The organism is Buttiauxella agrestis (genome assembly GCF_900446255.1).
GTDB classification, from domain to species: domain Bacteria; phylum Pseudomonadota; class Gammaproteobacteria; order Enterobacterales; family Enterobacteriaceae; genus Buttiauxella; species Buttiauxella agrestis.
Genome location: NZ_UIGI01000001.1, coordinates 1747999 through 1767860 on the forward strand (window position 1 = coordinate 1747999; position 19862 = coordinate 1767860).

A 19862-nucleotide genomic window follows, 5' to 3' on the forward strand; every position below is an offset into this window, starting at 1 on the left:
ATTAATTGCCGCAAGCAATGACTTTGGTGAATATAACAGGAAGACGAGGTAGTGATGAGTACAACGACAAGGAACACGGAAGGTCGTCTGATGACAGGATTTCTCAACGCTGTTGAGAAAGCAGGGAACAAATTACCCGAACCCGCATTAATCTTTTTCTATTTTTTACTGGTCGTCATGGCGATGTCGGCGGTGCTGTCCACCGTTGATTTTGATGTCGTCAATCCAGTGACCAATGAAGCAGTCAGAATTAATAACCTGCTTTCGGCACAGGCGCTAACCGTCACTCTTTCCTCAATGGTGACGACGTTTACCACCTTTGCTCCGCTGGGGATCGTGCTGGTAGCGATGTTAGGTGTCGGTGTGGCAGAGAGTTCAGGCTTTATTAATACCGGCCTGAAAAAAATGCTGCGCGTGACGCCGAAGAAACTGTTAACCCCAATGATTATCTTCGTCGCGATGTTCAGCCATGTTGCCGCTGATGCGGGCTACGTGCTGGTTATTCCATTGGGCGCGATTATCTTTATGTCTGCCGGACGCCACCCGTTAGCGGGAATTGCGGCGGCATTTGCCGGGGTTTCAGGGGGCTTTGCGGCCAACATGGTGCCAACCGGTAACGATGCGTTGCTGCAAGGTTTTACCCAAACTGCCGCGCAGTTGTTGGACGGGACTTATACCGTCAACACCTTATGTAACCTGTTCTTCGGTATCGGTTCGACGGTGATGATTACCCTGGTTGGCTGGTGGGTGACGGAACGTATTGTTGAGCCACGCGTGTCTAAACTGGAAATCGACGGCGATTATCAACATAACGAAGATATGAGCAGCTACACCGCTGCGGAAAGCCGTGGTTTTAAAGTGGCAGGCCTGGTGATGCTTCTGGGGCTGGCGGGTCTTGCGGCGCTGGCATGGCCTGAAACCTCGCTGCTGCGTAGCCCGACCGATGGCTCGCTGACCAGCTATGGCGCGCCAATCATGAAGTCCATCGTGCCATTGATTTTCCTGATCTTTATCATCCCAGGTATTGTCTACGGTTTTGTCGCCGGAACCTTTAGCCGCGGCAAAGATGTCATCGACGCGATGAACCAATCCATGAGCAAAATGGGTTCATACATGGTAATGGCTTTCTTCTGCGCGATGTTTATCAAAGCCTTTGGTGATTCCAACATCGGTACGCTGATTGCCCTGGCGGGTGCGGACGTACTGAAGACCATGGCGCTGCCGGGCGAAGCGACCATTATCGGTATGATTCTGCTGACGGCGGTGGTCAACATTCTGATTGGTTCTGCATCTGCAAAATGGGCGCTGTTGTCGCCAATCATGGTGCCAATGCTGATGGCGGTTGGGATTTCCCCTGAACTGACGCAGGCTGCGTTCCGAATCGGTGATTCCACCACCAACATTATTACGCCGCTGATGGTGTTCTTCCCGCTGGTGGTGGTGTATTGCCAGCGCTATGTGAAATCAACCGGTGTGGGTACGTTGGTATCGATGATGATGCCTTACTCGGTCATCTTCTTTATCTGCTGGAGCATCTTCCTGCTGGTGTGGTGGGCAGTGGGTCTGCCGCTGGGTGTGAACGCGCCGTATACCTATCCGCTTTCGTAAGTGTTTTACAAACCGGCCATTTTGATGGCCGGTTTCCATTTATTCAGGCATCAGGTTTTGCAACACGTCACAGCGCTGTTTAACCGCCTGATGCAACAACCGCACCGTGGTGGAAAGCTGTTTGCGATGCGGGCAAATCATATTGAGCGGCACGCTATCACCCTGATACTGCGGCAGAAGAATCTTCAGGCGACCTTCGCTGACATCCTCACTGACATCCAGCCAGGATTTATAAGCAATCCCTTCACCCGCGACCGCCAGGCGGCGAATCACTTCGGCGTCGTCGCTCATCATGGCGCTTTTCACGGCCACATGATGGGTATCGCCATCCAGGCTTAACATCCATTTGTCATAGACTCGCCCGCGAAGTGCGTAGGTTAACGCATCGTGCTGGGACAGTTCGCTGATGGTTTTGGGTTCGCCACAGCGGGCAATGTAGGCCGGTGAGGCGACAACAACCCGCTGATTATGCGGCGCCAGGGGGAGTGAAACATACGACGCGTCATCGTTGTTGCCGTAGCGGAAGGCGACATCCACCGGGTCTTTAAACACATCGGCAATTTGGTCGGAGAACAGAATTTTCAGATGCAGAGCCGGGTGCTCACGGCGAAAAGCCTGAAATAACCCCAGCAACATGTTGCGCCCGAGGTCAGATGGCACCGCAATTTGCAGCACGCCACGCACTTCGTCGCTTGCGGGCTGGATTTGCTCGAGTCCGCTTTCCAGGGTTTGCAGCGCGCTAATGGCGTACGGCAGCCAGGTTTCGCCTTCGGGTGTGAGCCGCAGGCTGCGGGTCGAACGGGCAAATAAACGGATATTCAGCGTTTGCTCGAGGCGCTTTATGGCAGTGCTGACCTGCGCGGGCTGCAATCCAGCCTCACGCGCGGTGTCGCTAAAACTGTTAAAAGCGGCGGCCCTGACAAACAAAGTAAGGTCTTCCAACCTGAGCATTTTAACTCTCCGAGTATAAGTGTTGTTTTCAAAGGGCTATTTTTCACCTGTGACACACCTTGTACCATGAGTTCATTCACTCGCTGAACTCTTAATTCTCTGGAGCACACCATGAAAGCTATTGCTATTACTCAAGCCGCGCAGGCGGGCACTAATCTGGAATTTCTGGCTGAGATTACATTACCGACACCTGTCGCCACAGGCCACGATTTGCTGGTGGAAGTGAAAGCGATATCTGTAAATCCGGTTGATACCAAAGTCCGCGCCGGTTTTAACGCTGACCAGCCGCGTATTTTAGGCTGGGATGCGGTCGGCGTGGTGGTGGCAACAGGCGAAAAAGTCTCGCTGTTTAAGCCGGGTGATGAAATCTGGTATGCAGGCTCGTTGACCCGCCCTGGGAGCAACAGCGAATTCCAGCTGGTGGATGAGCGTATCGCGGCGCTGAAACCAAAATCTATTGATAACGCATCCGCTGCGGCAATGCCGTTAACGGCGATCACCGCATGGGAAATGTTGTTTGACCGCCTGGGTGTTACAGAAAAAGGTAATGAAAACGACGTGTTGCTGATTGTGGGCGCGGCGGGTGGTGTGGGTTCTATTCTGACGCAGCTGGCTCGCAAGCTCACCAATATTACGATTATCGGCACCGCGTCACGTCCGCAAAGCCAGAAATGGGTATCCGATTTGGGGGCGCATCATGTTATCGACCACAGCAAACCCCTGACGGAAGAACTGGCGCGGATTGGCGTGAAGCAGGTCACTCATGTTGCCAGCCTGAACCAGACCGATAAACATTACGCGCAGCTGATAGAAGCCCTGGCGCCGCAAGGCAAACTGGCGCTGATTGATGACCCGGAAACCCTGGATGCGCGTCCGTTGAAAGTGAAAAGCATTTCACTGCACTGGGAATTTATGTTCACCCGCTCCATGTTTGAAACCAGCGACATGATTGAGCAGCATCACCTGTTGACCCGCGTGGCTGACCTGATTGACCAGAAAGTGTTGCAGACGACGCTTGGCGAGCATTTCGGCACCATTAATGCCGACAACCTGCGCCGCGCCCATGAATTAATTGAAACCAATCGTGCGGTCGGTAAAATCGTCCTCGAAGGCTTCTAATTACATAAAAATCATAGAGAAATTATCATGGATATTATTAAGGCAGCAGCATCCCGTTACTCGACTAAAGCGTTTGATGCCGACAAAAAAATTAGCGAAGAAAACATTGAGAAAGTGAAAGATTTGCTGCGTCTGAGCCCATCCAGCACTAACTCGCAGCCGTGGCATTTTATTCTGGCAAGCACGCCGGAAGCGAAAGCGCGTATTGCCAAAGCGACGTCCGGTTTCTATGTGTTCAACGAACGCAAATTGCTTGATGCTTCACATGTAGTGGTGTTCTGCGCGAAAACGGCCATTGATGAAACGCACCTGTCTAAACTGTTGGACCAGGAAAATGCCGATGGTCGTTTTGCCAGCCAGCAGGCGATGGAAGGGCAGCACAAAGGCCGCTCCTATTTTGTGAATATGCACCGTTTTGATTATAAAGATGCGCAGCACTGGATGGAAAAGCAGGTTTACCTGAACGTCGGTAACTTCTTGCTGGGCGTGTCCACGCTCAATATTGACGCCGTGCCAATCGAAGGCTTCGACGCGCGTATTCTGGACGAAGAATTTGGCCTGCGCGAAAAAGGCTTCACCAGCCTGGTTATCGTGCCAATTGGCTATCGCAGCGTGGAAGACTTTAACGCGGCGCTGCCGAAATCGCGTCTTGCGTTCAGCGAAATTTTAACGGAGTGCTAAGAATGAGTGATAACACGCTGTCGATTATTGCAGTGCTGAAAGCCAAAACCGGGCAACGCGACAATCTGAAATCAGCTTTACAGGCGCTGATAGCGCCGACGCACCAGGAAGAAGGTTGCCTGGATTACGCCTTGTTCCAGCTTCAGGAAACGCCTGATGTGTTTTACGTGCGCGAGTCCTGGAAAGGGCAGGAAGCGCTGGATGTGCATATCGCATTACCGCATTTTCAGGCGTTTGTGCAGCAGATGGATGCGTTATTGGCAGAGCCTTTGCAGCTCATTCGTTTGACTGCGGTTGAGCCATAAGCCCTGACTGTTTTTTGTCATTGAACGACAAAAGCAAGGCCGCCACAGTATCTGTGACGGCCTTTTTTCTATGTTTTGGTGCGAGCCACCCACGCCTGAAAGAAATCAATAAACACGCGGACTTTCTCAGGGACATGGCGAGTATTAGGGTATAGCGCATAGATGCTCTGGCGAGGAAACTGGTGGTGATTCAGTACCGCCTGTAACTGACCGGAGGCGATAGCCGGGCGCACCAGCCACTCGGGTAAGAGGGCGACACCAGCACCAGCAAGGGCAAAGGCCAGCAGCGCGGATGCGCTATCTGCGACGATAGTTGGCGGTTTTTCCACATCAAATAATATCGCCTGCCGCTCTGGGGTTGTGACTTGCCAGCTAAGGGGCGAAGCCAGGCGGCTGTGTGCAAGCCATGTGGCTTGCGCCAACTGAGCCAGGTTTTCTATGGGGTGTCCGGCCAGATAAGCAGGGGCGGCAACGGGTAAGATCGCGAAGCTATCAACAGGTGCGGCGCGATGATTTGAGTCCGCCAGTTGACCCAGGCGGATAGCCACATCGAATCGTTCCGCTATCAAATCCGCATGATACGAAGAAGAAACGTGCTGGATGCGCAGTTGCGGATGTTCACGCGAAAAGGCCGCAAGCGCAGGCACCACCACCTGCGAGCCATATTCCGGTGTGCTGGTAATACGCAAAACGCCGCTCAACCCCTGGTGATCGCGCTGCACATCGTCCAGCAGATTTTGAGCTTCCTCAAGCAGGTGCTGGCAACGGGGATAAAAACGCTCTCCCGCATCCGTCAGCGAGAGCCGCCGGGTGCTGCGCACCAACAGCGATACGCCTGATTCCGCCTCAAGCTGTTTGATGTTAAAACTCACCACCGCTTTGGTCAGGCCCAGCGCGGTAGCCGCTGCGGTAAAACTCCCGGCCTTCACCACGGCGACAAATATGGTTAACCGTTGCAGATTCAGCACAATAACCCTCGTCACTGTCAAAAATATTTTGACAGTGTAACGCCTGCCAGCCGATTTATCCCCCTCTTCCATACCGCTACACTCCGTCGCCTCTAACCGGAGGTTTTATGCGTTATCGCACCAAAGTTGCCATGGTTTATCTGCTGGGCTTTTTCGTTGATTTGATCAACATGTTTATCGCCAACGTCGCGTACCCGGCGATCGGGCGCGGACTTGGGGCATCTGTCAGCGAGCTTTCCTGGGTCAGTAACGCCTATATTTTAGGGCTGACGCTTGTGATTCCGCTGAGTGCCTGGCTCGCGCAGCGCCTCGGTGGACGCAACGTTTTGCTGCTTTCGCTGAGTTCATTCTTGCTGGCGACACTGGGCGCGGGGATGGCGCAATCTATCGAGCAACTGATTGGCTGGCGGCTTTTGCAGGGCATGGGCGGCGGGCTGCTGATCCCGGTTGGTCAGACGTTAACCTACCAGCTTTATCGCAGCCATGAACGCGCCGCATTATCGGCAGCGATCATGTTAGTGGGCCTGTTAGCTCCGGCGCTGTCGCCTGCGATGGGGGGGGGATTGTCGATTCACTCAGCTGGCGCTGGGTTTTCTTCGCTAATCTGCCGCTTGCTTTCATCGCGCTGCTGCTGGCGGCGGTCTGGCTACAAAAAGAACCCCGCACCACGCAGCCCACCGCGCTGGATTTTATCGGCCTGATTAGCGGCTGCGGTGCGCTGATGTGTACTTTACTCGGTTTCACGATGCTGGCTGAAAACGGCCAGATGTTGAAGGGCATCGTGCTGCTGTTATGCGCGATAACGCTGTTCGCAGGATTCGTACGTCATAGCCTGCGTCATCCGCAACCGCTGATTAATCTGCGTCTGGTGAAGGAGCCGTTATTACGCAGCGCCATGATGATTTATCAGTGTATTCCGGGGATGTTTATTGGCGTCAGCCTGATCGCGACGCTCTGGCTGCAAACCCAGCTTAACCTGAGCGCGACACGAGTCGGCAGCCTGATGGTGCCCTGGTCGATGGCTTCATTACTGGCGATAACGTTCACCGGAAAACATTTCAACCGTTTTGGCCCACGCCCTATGCTGATAACGGGTTGTCTGCTGCAAGGGATGGGTATTCTGGCGTTGACCCAGGTTCACAGTGCGGAACAATATCCCCTTTTGCTGGCGGCATTTGCCGTGATGGGGTTTGGTGGCAGCCTGTGCAGCAGCACCGCGCAAAGTTGCGCCTTTTTACAGGTGGCAGATGAGCAACTCGGCCAGGCCAGCGCCCTGTGGAACATCAACCGCCAGCTGAGTTTTTGTATGGGCATATCGGTGTTGAGCCTGCTGCTTAATATTTTGCTGGAAACGCGTCCTCCCGCCACGGCTTATCAATGGTGTTTTTATCTGACGGCGGCCAGCACATTAATTCCTGCGCTGCTTTGTCTGCGCATCGCTAACGGCGCTATCTTGCGTCAACTCAAGGCTCAAAAGGAGAGAAGATGAATCGCTACATTCAGGAAGTGATCGAGGCTCACGTCGCAATCGAAAACTGGCTTGGCAAAGGAGAAGGGGAAGTGCAGGCGCTGCTGGCTCGCTTTTCGCCGGTGTTTACCATGGTTACACCCGGAGGCAAAACACTGAATTTTGACTCACTGAGTGCATTCTTTCAGGCCCAGCCAGCCGCAAAACCTGGATTAAAAATTTCGCTGGATGAGATAACGGTGATTGCCGAGTGGCCTGCCGGTGCGGTGGTCAGCTATAGCGAGTGGCAAAGTTTACCGGGGCAAGAAAACACGCTGCGCCATTCCACCGTGATATTCAGTAATGCGGGTTCTGAGCTGCTCTGGTTACGCCTGCATGAAACCATAGCGGCCTGAAGTTTGGGTTAACTTTCAATGTGTTCAGCGCGGGGTAACTTGCTCGCGCAATACTCACCTTGTTGCACATAACCGATATGGTCGGCCATTAGTTGGGCTTCGTGTTCGCTGTGCGTGACCAGCAACGCGGTTTGCCCCGCGTCCCGCAGAATATCACGCACCTCACCGCCGAGGCGTTCACGCGTTTGCTTATCAAGGCTTGAAAACGGTTCATCCAGCAGCAGAATTTCGGGATGAGGTGCCAGTGCACGCGCCAGCGCGATACGCTGCTGTTGCCCGCCGGAAAGCTCATGCGGATAACGGCTGGCATGGCTATGTAACTCCACCATTCGCAGCAGTTCCGTCACCCTCGCGTTTTGCTGCTCGCGCGGGAGACGGCGCAGGCCAAACGCCACGTTTTGCTGGGCAGTCAGATGCGGGAATAAGGCATATTCCTGAAATACCATGCCGACGTGACGCTTTTCCGGGGGCAGATGAACCTCCGGCCCGGCGACACGTTTTTGTGATACATAAATCTCACCGCTTTGCAGCCGTTCAAAACCGGCAACCGCCCGCAATACCGTGGTTTTCCCGCAGCCTGATGCGCCCAATAAGCAGGCAAGCTCACCCTTGCGCACCGACATCGAAAACCCTTTCAACACGGGGTGCTGACTGTTGCTGTAAGCAACGTGAACATCCTGAAGGCGTAAGGCAATTTCTGACATAAATCTCTCCTCTAACCCTGGCGAGTCATCTGATGGCGCACCAGCAAAATAACCGGCAATGTGCCTGCGAGAACAATCATCAAGGCGGCGATGGCCCCTTCTTCGTAGGTGCCGCGCGCGGCTTCGGCGTACAGCAGCGTCGCCAGCGTCTCAAAATTTACCGGACGCAAAAGCAGGGTCGTTGGCAGCTCTTTCATCGCATCGGCGAAGACTAATAGCGCACTGCTGACCAGCGCCGGACGCAATAACGGCAGGTGAATACGGGCGAAGGTGCCAGTGCCATTTTCGCCCAACAAACGCGAAGCCTGTTCGAGGGTCGGGGGAATACGGCTCAGGCCGGAATCCAGTGCGCCGATGGCGATGGCCTGGAAACGCATCGCGCAGCAGATAACTAGCAAGATCCCGGCAGACATCAGCGGCAGACCGCGAATCTCCAGCAAATCGGCCAGCCATCTGTCTACAGCCATAGCAGGAGTCAGAAAACCAATCGCGAGGATGGTGCCAGGCACAGCGTAGCCTAAAGAGGCAAGGCGCATCACACCGCGGCGAAACCCGGACATCGAGTTGTCGGCGGCACTGTGGCGCGCACTCCACGCCACCAGCAAACTGACACAAACCACCACCAGCGTGGTTCCGGCAGCCAGCGATAACGTGTTTTGTAAGGCCGATAACAACGCGGGTGAGAGCGCATTTTCTTCACCCAAACGTTTTGCACTTTCCCATGCTAAAAATATCACCGGGGCCAAAAATCCCAGGATTACCGGCAGCGCGATAACGCCGCCAAGCAGCCAGCCACGCCAGCCGTGTACGCGTGTGGGCTGAATTTCACGCAGGCTGCGGCTGCTGAAACCTTGTTTTTTACGCCCATAAAATTCCAGCGTCAGGATGCAGAAGATAAACATCAGCATCATGCAGGCGATTTGCGCCGCAGAAGCGAGATCTGAGCGCGAAATCCAGGTGGTATAGACCGTGACGGTGAGGGTTTGTACGCCGAGAAACTCAGATGCGCCAATATCGTTAAGCGTTTCCAGAAGCGCAAGGCTAATCCCCACTGCCAGCGCCGGGCGGGCCATGGGAAGTGCCACGCGAAAGAATGTGCCCGCCGCGCTACAACCCAATGTTCGTGCGGCTTCCAGCAAATGCGCAGGCTGGCTGATAAACATGGCGCGGGTCGTGAGGTAGACGTAAGGATAGAGCACCAGCCCCAGCAAAATAATAGCGCCAGGCAGCGAGCGTAAATCCGGAAGACGGAACTGGCGCGGGCTGTCGAACCCCAGCACAAAGCGAATGAAGGTTTGCAGCGGGCCTATCGGATGTAATAAATCGAGCCACGCGAATGCCACAATATAAGTCGGCATCGCCAGCGGTAACAGCAGTGCCCAACTGAGAATTTTGCGTCCGGGGAAATCCCACGCGGTGACAGCCCACGCGCTGCCAACACCAATCACGCCCACGATGACGGCGACACCTGCCAGCAACAGCACGGTATTTTTCAGCACCGAAGGCAGAACAAAAGTGATGAGATTGTCCCAGTGCGAGAAATCAGCCTGCGTTGCTTGCCAGATAAGCGCTACGACAGGCGTGAGTACGCCAAGCGCAACACATAACGCACCAAGATGCAGCGGGGTTAATAAAGACTGCGGCCCGGAAAACAGGCCGCGTAACGTCGGAAGACGAAGTGATTTATTGATCGAATCCAACTTTATCTACCAGCAGACTCGCTTGTTTACGGTGTTTAACAATCTCGGTTAATGGAATTTTATCAACGTCGATTTCGCCAATGACATTGCTGATGACCGGGTCAAGCGCGACACCTTTCAGAACCGGATATTCATAGTTCGCTTTGGCATATTGTTGCTGAGCGGGTTCGGAGACCAGGTATTCCATTAACTTCACGGCATCTGCTTTGTTAGGGGCAAACTTCGCCACTGCGGCACCGCTGATGTTGACGTGCGTGCCGCCTTGTTCGAAGGTTGGCTTCACGACTTTAATGGCATCGCCCCATTTACGCGCATCGGTGCCTTCTTTGGCATTTTTCATATGGCCGATGTAGTAGGAATTCGCCAGGCCAATATCACAAATGCCGCCGAGGATATCGCGTGCAACATCGCGGTCGCCACCGGTGGCTTTACGTGCCAGGTTGGCTTTGACGCCCCGCAACCATTCTTCGGTTTTCGCTTCACCGTGGTGCGCAATCATCGCGGCAATCAGCGCGGTGTTATACGGATGCTGGCCGGAACGGATACAGACTTTCCCTTTATATTCCGGGCTGGAAAGTTGTTCGTAATGCCAGTTATCAATTGGCAGCGATTTTTCGGCGTAAAGCACGCGTGCACGCATAGAAAGTGCAAACCACTGGTTATCCTCGCCACGCAGGTTTGCCGGGATAGCTTTTGTCAGTATTTCCGACTGCACGGGTTGTGTGACGCCCGCTTCAACTAAATCGATAAGATTGCCTGCATCGACGGTCATCAGCAGGTCGGCAGGGGAGTTTTTGCCTTCCGCTTTTACACGCTCGAGCATGCCATCCTTGATGTAAACCGTGTTCACTTTGACACCACTGGTTTGCGTCCAGGTGTCCAGCAATGGCTGAATCAGGCCAGGTTCACGAGTGGTGTAAACAGTCAGAGGATCTTGTGCGAAAGCCGGCAGGCTGACGGATAAAACCACAGCCGATGCAAGCGTGATACGGCGCAGTCCGGTGCGAGGCAGAGCATTCATCGTTTTATATCCCAGAGTGGTTGGAACGTCGTTGGTGTCCCGTCAGGAAGAGTTCTTGCGGGCAGGCGCACGATAAATGATAACTACTAGCATTTACAATAATCGCTAAGTGCAAATAATTCACATTTACACAACTTTAACCAACGATGTGATGCCGAACATGGTGAGGGAAAATAGAAGGTTGGCGGGGAAATAAAAAGCAAAAAGCCCGCTTAGTTTCCTAAGCAGGCTTCTTTAATTTGGCTCCTCTGACTGGACTCGAACCAGTGACATACGGATTAACAGTCCGCCGTTCTACCGACTGAACTACAGAGGAATCGGTTAACGGGGCGCATAGTAACGAGCGCCCGTCAGGTTGTCAAAGGCTGTTTAGAGGAAAATTGTTTGATTGCTGGTTTAATCAACAAATAGCAGAAAAGAGCCGCAATATGCGGCTCTTTATACGGGCGACAAACCTTTTCGGAGGTCGGATAAGCGGCAGCGTCATCCGACAAAACCCGTTGATCAGTCGGGTTTATGCATGTTGAGTTCTGACCGGCGCGGTCGCTTCAATCAGCCACGGACGGGCATCACCGGAAACTAGCGGCGACAAGATTTCACGTACCTGCTGGTGGTAATCATCAAGCCAGGCGATGTCTTGTTCGCTCAATAGCGATATTTCAACCGCGCTCAGATCGATTGGGATCAACGTCAGCGACGCAAACTTGCAGAAGCCTGGCTGTGAGGCAACGATTTCAACCTGGTTTTCAACTCGCATACCGTGGCTGCCTTCCAGGTAGTAACCCGGTTCGATGGTCTGGATAACGCCCGGCAACAACGGCCACGGGTTAACTTTCTTCGCCAGACGGTGCGGGGCTTCATGGATAAACAGGCAATGACCCACGCCATGGCCGGTGCCGTGGTCGTAGTCGAGCCCCATTTCCCACAATGGACGGCGAGCGAACGCATCCAACTGGTGGCCTTGTGTACCTTGCGGGAATTGCAGAGAGATCAGCGCCAGGAAGCCTCTCAATACCGCGGTGTAATGCAGGCGGCGCTGCGCATCGACTTGCCCAAAGTTCAGGGTGCGTGTGGCATCTGTGGTGCCGTTGAAATACTGCCCGCCAGAATCGTTCAGGTAGAACGCTTTGGTGGTTATTGCCATGTTGGTTTCTGGCGAGGAATGGTAGTGACACATGGCGGCGTTGTGGGCCGCAGCAGAAATAGTGCTGAAGCTTTGCTCGCGGAAGTTGTCGCACTGCTGGCGGAAGGCGAGTTGTTTTTCCTGCGCTTCCAGTTCAGTGACCGGGTTGCCCGCCGCTTCACGCAGTGGCACTTCGTGGCTGAGCCAGGCCAGGAAGTTCACCCATGCCACGCCATCTTCAATATGACACGCGCGGTATCCTTCCAGTTCGGTGCTGTTTTTATTCGCTTTTACCAGCGTAATAGGATCGGGCTGCCAGGCTATCTCACCGCCGCCCGCTTCTACGGCAATGCGCACTGCGACAGGCGCCGTATCACCATCGAGCGAGAAACGCTGACCTGCGGGCAGTTGCTGGCAACGGGCCAGGAAAGAGTCATGATGTTGTAGGCTGACCGAGTTCAGCAGGGTGCTGTCAAGCTGATGCAGTTTTGCATCGTCGACAAACCATTCGATTTCACCGTCGTTTTTCAGCAGAGCAAAAGACTGCGCAACCGGGTTCATGGCAACGTCGGAACCGCGCACGTTGAGCAACCAGGCAATGTTGTCCAGCAGGGTGATGGCAAGGTAGTCGATGCCTTTTTCTTTAAGCAAAGCCGCCATGCGTGCACGTTTAGCGGCGCTTGATTCACCGCTGATCTCATCTGGCATTTGGGTTACAACGCCGCGAGGTGCTGCCGGGCGATCGGTCCAGATAGTATTGAGCGGGTCGTCATTGACGGCAACCAGGTCGCAACCGCTGGTGCGCAGGCTTTCGTACTGGCTGTTGACCATCAGCAGTGGCTCAAACGCGATGCGTTTACCTGCGGGTAAGTTGTCACGCAGCCACAGATGCAGCGGTTCGTCGTTCAGATGGTGGATTTCAAACTCTTCAAGGTTCACTTGCTGACGCGCCTGAACCTGATAACGCCCGTCAACGAACAGCAGCGCGCGGTCTGCCAGGATCAGCGCCAGTCCTGCGGAACCGTCAAAGTTGCTGATAAATTCCAGTTTGTTGTCATTCGGTGAGCAGTCTTCACTTTGATGCGCATCCGCTCGCGGAATGATCATGCCGTCGAGGTCGCGTTCTTTGAGCAGTTTGCGTAGGGCATGCAGAGATAATGTTGGTTGCATTCTTCTGTTCTCTTATCGGAATGGGGGTTCGTTAAAAGTACGGAGTTTACGTGAGTGCAGGCGTTCGCCCTCGGCTCGCAGCAGATCAATGGCGCAGATGCCGATTTGCAAATGCTCAGATATCGCCCCTTCATAAAAACGGTTGGCCTGGCCGGGGAGTTTGATCTCACCGTGCAGCGGTTTGTCAGAAACGCACAGCAAGGTGCCGTACGGCACGCGGAAGCGATAACCCTGCGCGGCAATGGTGGCGCTTTCCATATCAATCGCAACGGCGCGGCTCAGGTTAAAGCGCAGGGCCGAGGCGGAGTAACGCAGCTCCCAGTTTCGGTCATCGGTGGTGACGACGGTTCCGGTACGCAAACGCTGTTTAACTTCTTCGCCCGGCATGCCGCTCACCAGTTTAGTGGCGTCGTACAAAGCGCGTTGCACTTCGGCGATGCTTGGGATGGGGATATCTGGCGGCAGAACCGCATCAAGCACATGGTCGTCGCGCAGGTAAGCGTGCGCCAGCACGTAATCGCCAATCGACTGGCTTTCGCGCAGGCCGCCACAGTGGCCAATCATCAGCCAGGCCGCAGGGCGCAATACCGCCAGATGGTCACAAATGGTTTTCGCATTCGATGGGCCAACGCCAATGTTAATCAGCGTGATGCCGTTACCGTTGGCATCAATCAAGTGCCAGGCGGGCATCTGGTGTTTCTTCCAGGCCAGATCGGAAATGGCTTCTTCAGGAGCCTGGCTGTCGGCGGTTAACCACACGCCACCTGCGCAGGAAAGCGCAACGTATGGGCTTTCCGGGTCAAGGATCTGCTGGCAACCCCAACGCACAAACTCGTCCACATAACGGGTGTAGTTGGTGAACAGGACAAAAGACTGGAAGTGCTCAACCGGCGTGCCGGTGTAGTGGCGCAGGCGGGCGAGCGAAAAATCAACGCGACGGGCGTCGAAGTGCGAAAGCGGGTAGAACTCGGTGGGATGGAACAAGCCGTCAGCCGTTTCATCCCCAATTTGCGCCAGTTCGGTGGTCGGGAAATAGCGCGGTAAACCGGCGCTCATTGAACGGTCCAGCGACAAACTGGAGCCATCAATCACATACGGATAAGGGATTTCATGTTGCGATAAACCCACTTCAATCTGCGCGCCATAATCTTCGTAAAGTAGCGTTAATTGTTCGGCGAGATAGTGGCGGAAAAGTGCAGGGCGGGTGATGGTGGTGGTGTAACTGCCGGAATGAGTGAAACGGGCATAAGCGCGGGTTTTATTTGGATGCTTAACGGTGCCATCCCAACTGACGCGCAGTTCCGGGTAAACAAATAATCCTGCGGCGCGTTTTTCAAATTCAGGTAGTGCGCCGTTTTCAACATACTGGCCAATGGCATCGCGCAATGCGTTGACCGAGGCATCGTACAGCTCCTCTAATTTATCGAGGGCCTGGTTCGGGGTAAGGGCTGTGGCGGCTGTCTGATGCGTCATCTTTTCTCCTCATCCTGCTGATTTTTACAGGGCTGTTTGCAGCTTCGATAGTATGTCATCGACGGGCGTCAACGGAAGGGGCTGGAGGAGAAAACAAGAAGCCTGCTAACAAACCTCTTCCCAGGTCGGGTGGATGGCGCTATCGCTTATCCACCCTATACCTGCAAGGATTAGATCCGTTCAATTTTTGCCGGAAGTCCCTGTCTTACTGATGCCCCAGAAACCCAGTCCAGCCAGGTATTAGCGACCTTACGCGTGGGGTCGGCAAACCCCAGATAGTTAAGGTTAATCCCGGCTTTGACTTTTTCATCCATCGGCAGGGCTTCACCGTCGAGATAATGCTGCGCCGCCCCCATTTCACGGTGCCCATAACCGTGCTCAATGGCAATGACCCCTGGCATCACGCCGTGAAGCAAACTGATTTGTGCCACAGCGTGCCCGCCGGGTGTCGTAATTCGGACGGTGTCGCCATGCGCCAGGCCGCAGCGCTTGCCCTCTTCTGGATTCAGCGCCACCAGGTTAGACGGTTTGACATGATGTAACCGTGGGATAACCGTAGAGGAGCTGGCCATGGTATTGGATTTAAACGAAATCAGTTTCAGCGGCCACTGCTGCACAGGGAACATTTCGTCTACGGAGCGGCCGTCAGACAGTCGTGCAGGATACCAGGCCGGGCAGCCGCTATAACGTTCCCCAGTGATCGCATGACGATGAGCGGCGACGTCTGCATTCCAGATTTGCAGCGGTTTCTGCCATAGATTGCCGACGCGGTTGTCCTCTCGCCCGCTGCTGTCTGGCGCAAAACGCCCGCCCCGGGAATAGATGAACGCAACGCGACTGACCTCTTCTGGCTTTAGCGTTTGTTGCATCACGGGCAGAATGCGTTGCACGCCGGTGAGTGCCACATCTTCTTGATTCGCCGCCGCGACAGGGGCTTTGCCCAGATACGCGATGTTGGCGGCAATACGCAGATAGTAGTCTTCCGCACGGTTGAGTGGATAGCGGTTGCCTTGCGCATCGGTAATCGCATGGTCGCCAAAACCTGGCAATTCCAGGCGTTTTGCCACGGCGATGCAGAAGGCTTCCATCGAGATGGGTTGCCCATCGGCGGTTTGGCTGGTGGCTGAGGAAACGACAGGCCAGCGGGCAGTGGTGGCTTTGCTGGCGACACCCGCCCACGGCGCGCTGAACCCCCAGCTCTCGAAGTTGTGCGTGTCCGGCACGATATAATCTGCCAGCGCAGTGGTTTCATTCATAAACGCGTCGATGGCGATAAACAGCGGCAGGTTGTTAGGATCTTTGAGTTTTTCTTCCGCTACGGCCCGCAGCCCAGGGATGCCGTAAAACGGATTGGTCATATTGGAGATCCACGCTTTGAGCGGGTAAGGGTAGCCTTCCAGCGCGGAAGTGAGCAGCTCGGTCAGTTGCCCTGCCACAAACGGATACCATGGGGCTTTGGCCGGGAAGGGGGATTTCCCGGCGGCGACCTTATTCCGATACTCTTCTGACGATTCATAGGCCGTTTTGCTGCGCGCGATGCTCAATCCTTTCGGTTTAACCTTGCCGGGGAAGCTGTCCATATTGTAGCGCGGGCCATCGACCGCTCCGTTGAATTTGCCGCCGCCCACAAACACGCCACCTTCCAGGCTGAGGTTGCCAATCAGCGCGTTGAGCATCATGACGGCCCAGGCGTTGTAAAATCCGTTGCCCGCCATCATCCCGCCGTGGGTAATGACCGCGGCTTTGCGCCCGTGGCGGGTGAAGGCATCCGCCAGCGCGGCGATTTTCTCTTCCGGCACGCCGCACTGCTGGCTGTATTGTGCCAGCGTGAGTTTGTTGGCGGACTCTTTGAGTAACTGGAATCCGCTTTTCACGGTGACGATATTTCCGTCAGCCAGCGTAACTTGCTGAGTCACAAACAACTGCGCGCGCTGGCAACGGTTGGCGGCAACTATCTGCGCGTTTTCATTCATCACAACGGGAGAGCTTGCGCCATCAGCCACCAGATGCGCCAGCGTTAAATGCTGCCCGGCAAGCGGCGGGAGTTCATCGGTGATCACCAGATGTGAGGCGTTGGTCCAGCTTTTTTCACCGGCCAGCTGCATGGCTTGCGCATCAGGGGCGGCAAGGTAGTCTGCGTTGTAACGTTGTTTCTCGATGATCCAACGGATCATGCCCATCGCCAGCGCTGAATCAGTACCAGGAATAACAGGCAGCCAGTGACCGCGATCGTCGGCCAGCACCGTAGTTAATGGCAGTGCCGGAGCGACGACAACATACTGGAAGTTATCGCGGACGCGGGCGCTGGAGAGTTGCCGGGCCTGGCGCTTAAAGGGGTTGCCGGACTGCGCCGGAGAGGTGCCCATAAACAGCGCAAATTCAACGTGATCCCAGTCCGGTTTCACGTGTGGGTTTTTATCCAGGTCGCCCATCAGCGCACCAGAACCGGCGCGATAGGCCAGGCCGCAATAGGCACCGTGCGCACCGAAGTTTTTGCTGCCGAAACTGTTGAGCGCAAAACGGCGCAGGAACGTATCGCGTCCATCATCACCGGCATTGGTAACGAGTAATTGGTTGGTTTTCGGGCCGAATCCAGGGTGCTGCGGATCAATCGGTGTATCTGGGGCATGGATTGCGCGTAAACCTTCTACATGCCCCTCGCCAAACAGATCGCCGCCTTCCACGACTTCTTCAATCAATTGTTCAAAGCTGATGCGCTGCCATTTTCCTTCCCCACGTTTCCCCACGCGTTTCATCGGCTCCAGGATACGCAGCGGGCTGTACAGGCCTTCCATCATGGTTGCGCCACGGGCGCAGGCGGTGGATCGGGCGTCGAGACCGGTTTCTCCCGCAAGTTTCGCCATCGCCTCGGCAAACGGGACCGAGGCGCTAATGTGCTGTTCATGGGATAAAGGATGATAAGGGTTGCCAGCGATGCGCAGCACTTTCCCTTTTTCGCGGTCGACCCGAACGCGCACGCCACACTGCGTCCAGCAGCCAAAGCATTGCGTCATCGAGATCACTTGTTGCGGATTTTGCTGCCAGTGTGGCTGGGCGTTAGCCTCAGGAATCAACGCATTCCCGAAGATGCGATCGCGGGTTATCTTGCCGGAGGTTCCGTTTTGCAAACCGTCAATGGCACGCTTTGCGACATCCCGATAGCTCAGTCCGAACGTCACCATCCCGCCGACGGCGAGGCCGACTTTAAGCCACTGACGACGAGTTAAATTAGCCATGTTGCATTCTCCTTGCCAGACCATTTACGGTTTCACGAACAATAATGAGCAGCGCTATCCACAAGCCAAAGGTGCCGAAGATGGCAAGCCAGCCATCGGGCCCTGCGGGTAGGGTGTAAGGGTTAAATTGCGCGTTAAATTTCGGCACGGTTTGCACCTGAATCAGTAAGGTCCAGCGCATCAGCCAGCACAACGCCATCGCGCTGAACGCCTGCAAAATACGTAACGGCGTGGATAACGGCTTAACCAATGCCACGCCGCTCATACCAAGAGATAAACACCAGAATACCGCCCAACCGGCCGCGTAGTATCTGGCGGAAGGGGCCACCGCAAGCCAGTCACGAAGAGCGATGCCGGACAGTGTTTCGCCGCTGACCCAAAACGCGATGACGAGGGCAAGTAACCCCAGCGTCCAGAGTTGTCCGTGGGCCAGTTTTCGCTGTAGCGGCTGTTCACCCTGAAGCGAAACAACGAGCAGGGCAAAAAAGGTTTGCAGAGCACTAAGGAACATCACGACCGGAAACGCGTAGCTAAACCAGACAGGACGCGCCTGTACCACCGACACTTCACGACCGGTATAGACCAGCAATCCTACCGCGGTTAAGGCACTTGCCAGCGCCAGCCATTTCGTCACGCGGTAACTTTTTTGTGTGAAGCGCTTGATTTGCTGGGCGAGAAACCACAATCCCAGGAACCCGGTGAACAGCGGCAGAAATAGTGCGCCCCAGGGCATCCACGACCATGGTGTTGGATAAGCATAAAAATGCCAGAAGCGAGCGGTTTGGTGCAGATCTGCCGTTAGTGCCAGAGGGGCGGTGATCGCGCACGTTAAGGCAATCAGCAGCGTCAGGTTTTCCAGTTTTGCCGACTCGCTTTTGCGCCAGTGAAGCACGCAGGCAAACAAAGCGGCACAAGCGGCAATGCCGATGAAAAAGAAATATTGCACCGCCCAGGGAAGCCAACTGATGTCCTGCGGACGAGCCAGCACTTCCTCGATTAACAGAGAATGCGTCATTTAAACCTCCTGCCAGAGTGCGGGTTGAGCGCGGCCCATTAATGGGGTAACGAACGCCTCGTCCAGACCTAAATAGAAAACATGGGGTTGGGTGCCGCTCTCTGGTTTCAGCACTTTGATGGCATCAAAGTGCTCGTGGAGCATCTGCGTGATACGGCTGTTCGGATCCTTCAGGTCGCCGATGATACGTGCGCCGCCGACGCAGGACTCTACACAGGCGGGGAGTAATCCCGCTTCCAGACGATGGACGCAGAAAGTGCACTTATCAGCAGTTTGGGTTTCGTGGTTGATAAAGCGCGCATCATAGGGGCAGGCCTGAACGCAATAGGCGCAGCCGACGCAACGTGTGTTGTCTACCACCACAATGCCGTCTTCCCGCTGAAACGTCGCCTGAACCGGGCAGACCGGGACGCAGGGCGGATTATCGCAATGGTTGCACAGGCGGGGCAGCAGCACGTTGGTGACGCTCGATTCGCCTTTCAGTTGCACCTGATATTGATTCACATGGGTGCGAAATTCGCCCTGCGGCGTCTGGTTTTCAATGGCACAACTGACCGTACAGGCCTGGCAGCCAACACAACGGCGCAGGTCGATAAGCATCGCATAACGATGGCGCGGGGAACCTTCATGCCGCTCAGGGGAGAAGGGGAATTTTGCCTGAGCCAGTGGCACCAACGAGGCGCCCGCGCTCAGGATGCCCAACTGCTGGAGAAACTGCCGTTTGCTGCTGTCCATATTTTCTCCCGTTGTGACGCAACAACAAAACATAAGTCACGTCATTGATCGGCTTGTGATGTATAAAAAATGTCGATGATTTACAGTGTAAAAATCAGGGAGGGGGGACTCTATTGTGGTTAACCACATACCCGGCTTGTTGTTGATCTAAAACAACATAATTAACAGGGATTATTCAGTGAAAGGCATA

15 protein-coding genes, 1 tRNA gene and 1 pseudogene are annotated in these 19862 nt (G+C 54.8%); 6 read left to right on the forward strand and 11 right to left on the reverse strand.

Features of this window, described 5'->3' with window-relative positions; all coding sequences use genetic code 11:
- Positions 1–90 precede the first annotated feature (90 nt).
- Positions 91–1608 (forward strand): AbgT family transporter, encoded by a 1518-nt coding sequence (locus tag DY231_RS08290; RefSeq protein ID WP_115627957.1) that lies wholly within the window; start codon positions 91–93, stop codon positions 1606–1608.
- 39 nt (positions 1609–1647) lie between these two features.
- Here DY231_RS08290 and DY231_RS08295 read toward each other — a convergent pair whose 3' ends face one another.
- Positions 1648–2559 (reverse strand): LysR family transcriptional regulator, encoded by a 912-nt coding sequence (locus DY231_RS08295; protein ID WP_115627958.1) that lies wholly within the window; start codon positions 2557–2559, stop codon positions 1648–1650.
- A gap of 111 nt (positions 2560–2670) precedes the next feature.
- Here DY231_RS08295 and DY231_RS08300 point away from each other — a divergent pair, with 111 nt between their 5' ends.
- Genes DY231_RS08300 through DY231_RS08310 form a run of 3 tightly spaced genes read left to right on the forward strand, consistent with a single transcriptional unit; the run spans position 2671 to position 4664 of the window.
- Positions 2671–3678, forward strand: coding sequence for a zinc-binding alcohol dehydrogenase family protein (locus DY231_RS08300; protein ID WP_115627959.1), 1008 nt, complete (start codon positions 2671–2673; stop codon positions 3676–3678).
- 27 nt (positions 3679–3705) lie between these two features.
- On the forward strand, positions 3706–4359 hold the full coding sequence (nfsB, locus tag DY231_RS08305; RefSeq protein ID WP_115627960.1) for an oxygen-insensitive NAD(P)H nitroreductase: 654 nt from the start codon (positions 3706–3708) through the stop codon (positions 4357–4359).
- A gap of 2 nt (positions 4360–4361) precedes the next feature.
- Positions 4362–4664 carry a putative quinol monooxygenase gene (locus DY231_RS08310; protein WP_115627961.1) on the forward strand — a complete coding sequence of 101 codons (303 nt, stop codon included), beginning with the start codon at positions 4362–4364 and terminating at the stop codon, positions 4662–4664.
- Positions 4665–4732: 68 nt separating this feature from the next.
- Here DY231_RS08310 and DY231_RS08315 read toward each other — a convergent pair whose 3' ends face one another.
- Entirely contained in the window at positions 4733–5632 is a 900-nt protein-coding gene (locus DY231_RS08315) for a LysR family transcriptional regulator (RefSeq protein WP_115631798.1), read from the reverse strand.
- Positions 5633–5739: 107 nt separating this feature from the next.
- Between DY231_RS08315 and DY231_RS08320 the strand changes: the two are divergent.
- Positions 5740–7121: pseudogene (locus DY231_RS08320) on the forward strand (MFS transporter).
- Positions 7118–7495 carry a DUF4440 domain-containing protein gene (locus DY231_RS08325; RefSeq protein WP_115627962.1) on the forward strand — a complete coding sequence of 126 codons (378 nt, stop codon included), beginning with the start codon at positions 7118–7120 and terminating at the stop codon, positions 7493–7495. Before DY231_RS08320 ends, DY231_RS08325 begins: the two are co-directional and overlap by 4 nt.
- Before the next feature lie 8 nt (positions 7496–7503).
- Here DY231_RS08325 and DY231_RS08330 read toward each other — a convergent pair whose 3' ends face one another.
- From DY231_RS08330 to ttrB, 9 genes are all read right to left on the reverse strand, one after another.
- Complete coding sequence (locus tag DY231_RS08330; protein WP_115627963.1) at positions 7504–8199, reverse strand: ABC transporter ATP-binding protein; 696 nt, start codon at positions 8197–8199, stop codon at positions 7504–7506.
- An 11-nt stretch (positions 8200–8210) separates the two neighbouring features.
- Positions 8211–9899 carry an ABC transporter permease gene (locus tag DY231_RS08335; protein ID WP_115627964.1) on the reverse strand — a complete coding sequence of 563 codons (1689 nt, stop codon included), beginning with the start codon at positions 9897–9899 and terminating at the stop codon, positions 8211–8213.
- Complete coding sequence (locus DY231_RS08340) at positions 9883–10920, reverse strand: extracellular solute-binding protein (protein WP_034496415.1); 1038 nt, start codon at positions 10918–10920, stop codon at positions 9883–9885. The genes DY231_RS08335 and DY231_RS08340 overlap by 17 nt, the downstream gene beginning before the upstream one ends.
- 240 nt (positions 10921–11160) lie before the next feature.
- Positions 11161–11236, reverse strand: a tRNA-Asn gene (locus DY231_RS08345).
- Between the two features lie 198 nt (positions 11237–11434).
- A complete protein-coding gene (locus DY231_RS08350) occupies positions 11435–13213 on the reverse strand; it encodes an aminopeptidase P family protein (protein WP_115627965.1) in 1779 nt (592 codons plus the stop codon).
- A gap of 12 nt (positions 13214–13225) precedes the next feature.
- Positions 13226–14686: an AMP nucleosidase gene (locus DY231_RS08355; protein ID WP_115627966.1), complete on the reverse strand. Its 1461-nt coding sequence runs from the start codon at positions 14684–14686 to the stop codon at positions 13226–13228.
- A gap of 170 nt (positions 14687–14856) precedes the next feature.
- Positions 14857–17922 (reverse strand): tetrathionate reductase subunit TtrA, encoded by a 3066-nt coding sequence (gene ttrA / locus DY231_RS08360; RefSeq protein ID WP_115627967.1) that lies wholly within the window; start codon positions 17920–17922, stop codon positions 14857–14859.
- The gene (gene ttrC, locus DY231_RS08365; RefSeq protein WP_115627968.1) at positions 17915–18937 is read right to left on the reverse strand and encodes a tetrathionate reductase subunit TtrC; all 1023 of its coding nucleotides are present in this window, start codon (positions 18935–18937) and stop codon (positions 17915–17917) included. Before ttrC ends, ttrA begins: the two co-directional genes overlap by 8 nt.
- Positions 18938–19672, reverse strand: a complete 735-nt coding sequence (ttrB, locus tag DY231_RS08370; RefSeq protein ID WP_115627969.1) for a tetrathionate reductase subunit TtrB — start codon at positions 19670–19672, stop codon at positions 18938–18940.
- Positions 19673–19862 lie beyond the last annotated feature (190 nt).

What these genes read in the sequence shown, in the direction of transcription:
- DY231_RS08350 (WP_115627965.1), bottom strand. Translation starts at nt 13,213, where the DNA reads ATGCAACCAACATTATCTCTGCATGCCCTACGCAAACTGCTCAAAGAA.
- DY231_RS08355 (WP_115627966.1), bottom strand. Translation starts at nt 14,686, where the DNA reads ATGACGCATCAGACAGCCGCCACAGCCCTTACCCCGAACCAGGCCCTC.
- DY231_RS08295 (WP_115627958.1), bottom strand. Translation starts at nt 2,559, where the DNA reads ATGCTCAGGTTGGAAGACCTTACTTTGTTTGTCAGGGCCGCCGCTTTT.
- nfsB (WP_115627960.1), top strand. Translation starts at nt 3,706, where the DNA reads ATGGATATTATTAAGGCAGCAGCATCCCGTTACTCGACTAAAGCGTTT.
- ttrB (WP_115627969.1), bottom strand. Translation starts at nt 19,672, where the DNA reads ATGGACAGCAGCAAACGGCAGTTTCTCCAGCAGTTGGGCATCCTGAGC.
- ttrA (WP_115627967.1), bottom strand. Translation starts at nt 17,922, where the DNA reads ATGGCTAATTTAACTCGTCGTCAGTGGCTTAAAGTCGGCCTCGCCGTC.
- DY231_RS08330 (WP_115627963.1), bottom strand. Translation starts at nt 8,199, where the DNA reads ATGTCAGAAATTGCCTTACGCCTTCAGGATGTTCACGTTGCTTACAGC.
- DY231_RS08310 (WP_115627961.1), top strand. Translation starts at nt 4,362, where the DNA reads ATGAGTGATAACACGCTGTCGATTATTGCAGTGCTGAAAGCCAAAACC.
- DY231_RS08325 (WP_115627962.1), top strand. Translation starts at nt 7,118, where the DNA reads ATGAATCGCTACATTCAGGAAGTGATCGAGGCTCACGTCGCAATCGAA.
- ttrC (WP_115627968.1), bottom strand. Translation starts at nt 18,937, where the DNA reads ATGACGCATTCTCTGTTAATCGAGGAAGTGCTGGCTCGTCCGCAGGAC.
- DY231_RS08340 (WP_034496415.1), bottom strand. Translation starts at nt 10,920, where the DNA reads ATGAATGCTCTGCCTCGCACCGGACTGCGCCGTATCACGCTTGCATCG.
- DY231_RS08300 (WP_115627959.1), top strand. Translation starts at nt 2,671, where the DNA reads ATGAAAGCTATTGCTATTACTCAAGCCGCGCAGGCGGGCACTAATCTG.
- DY231_RS08290 (WP_115627957.1), top strand. Translation starts at nt 91, where the DNA reads ATGACAGGATTTCTCAACGCTGTTGAGAAAGCAGGGAACAAATTACCC.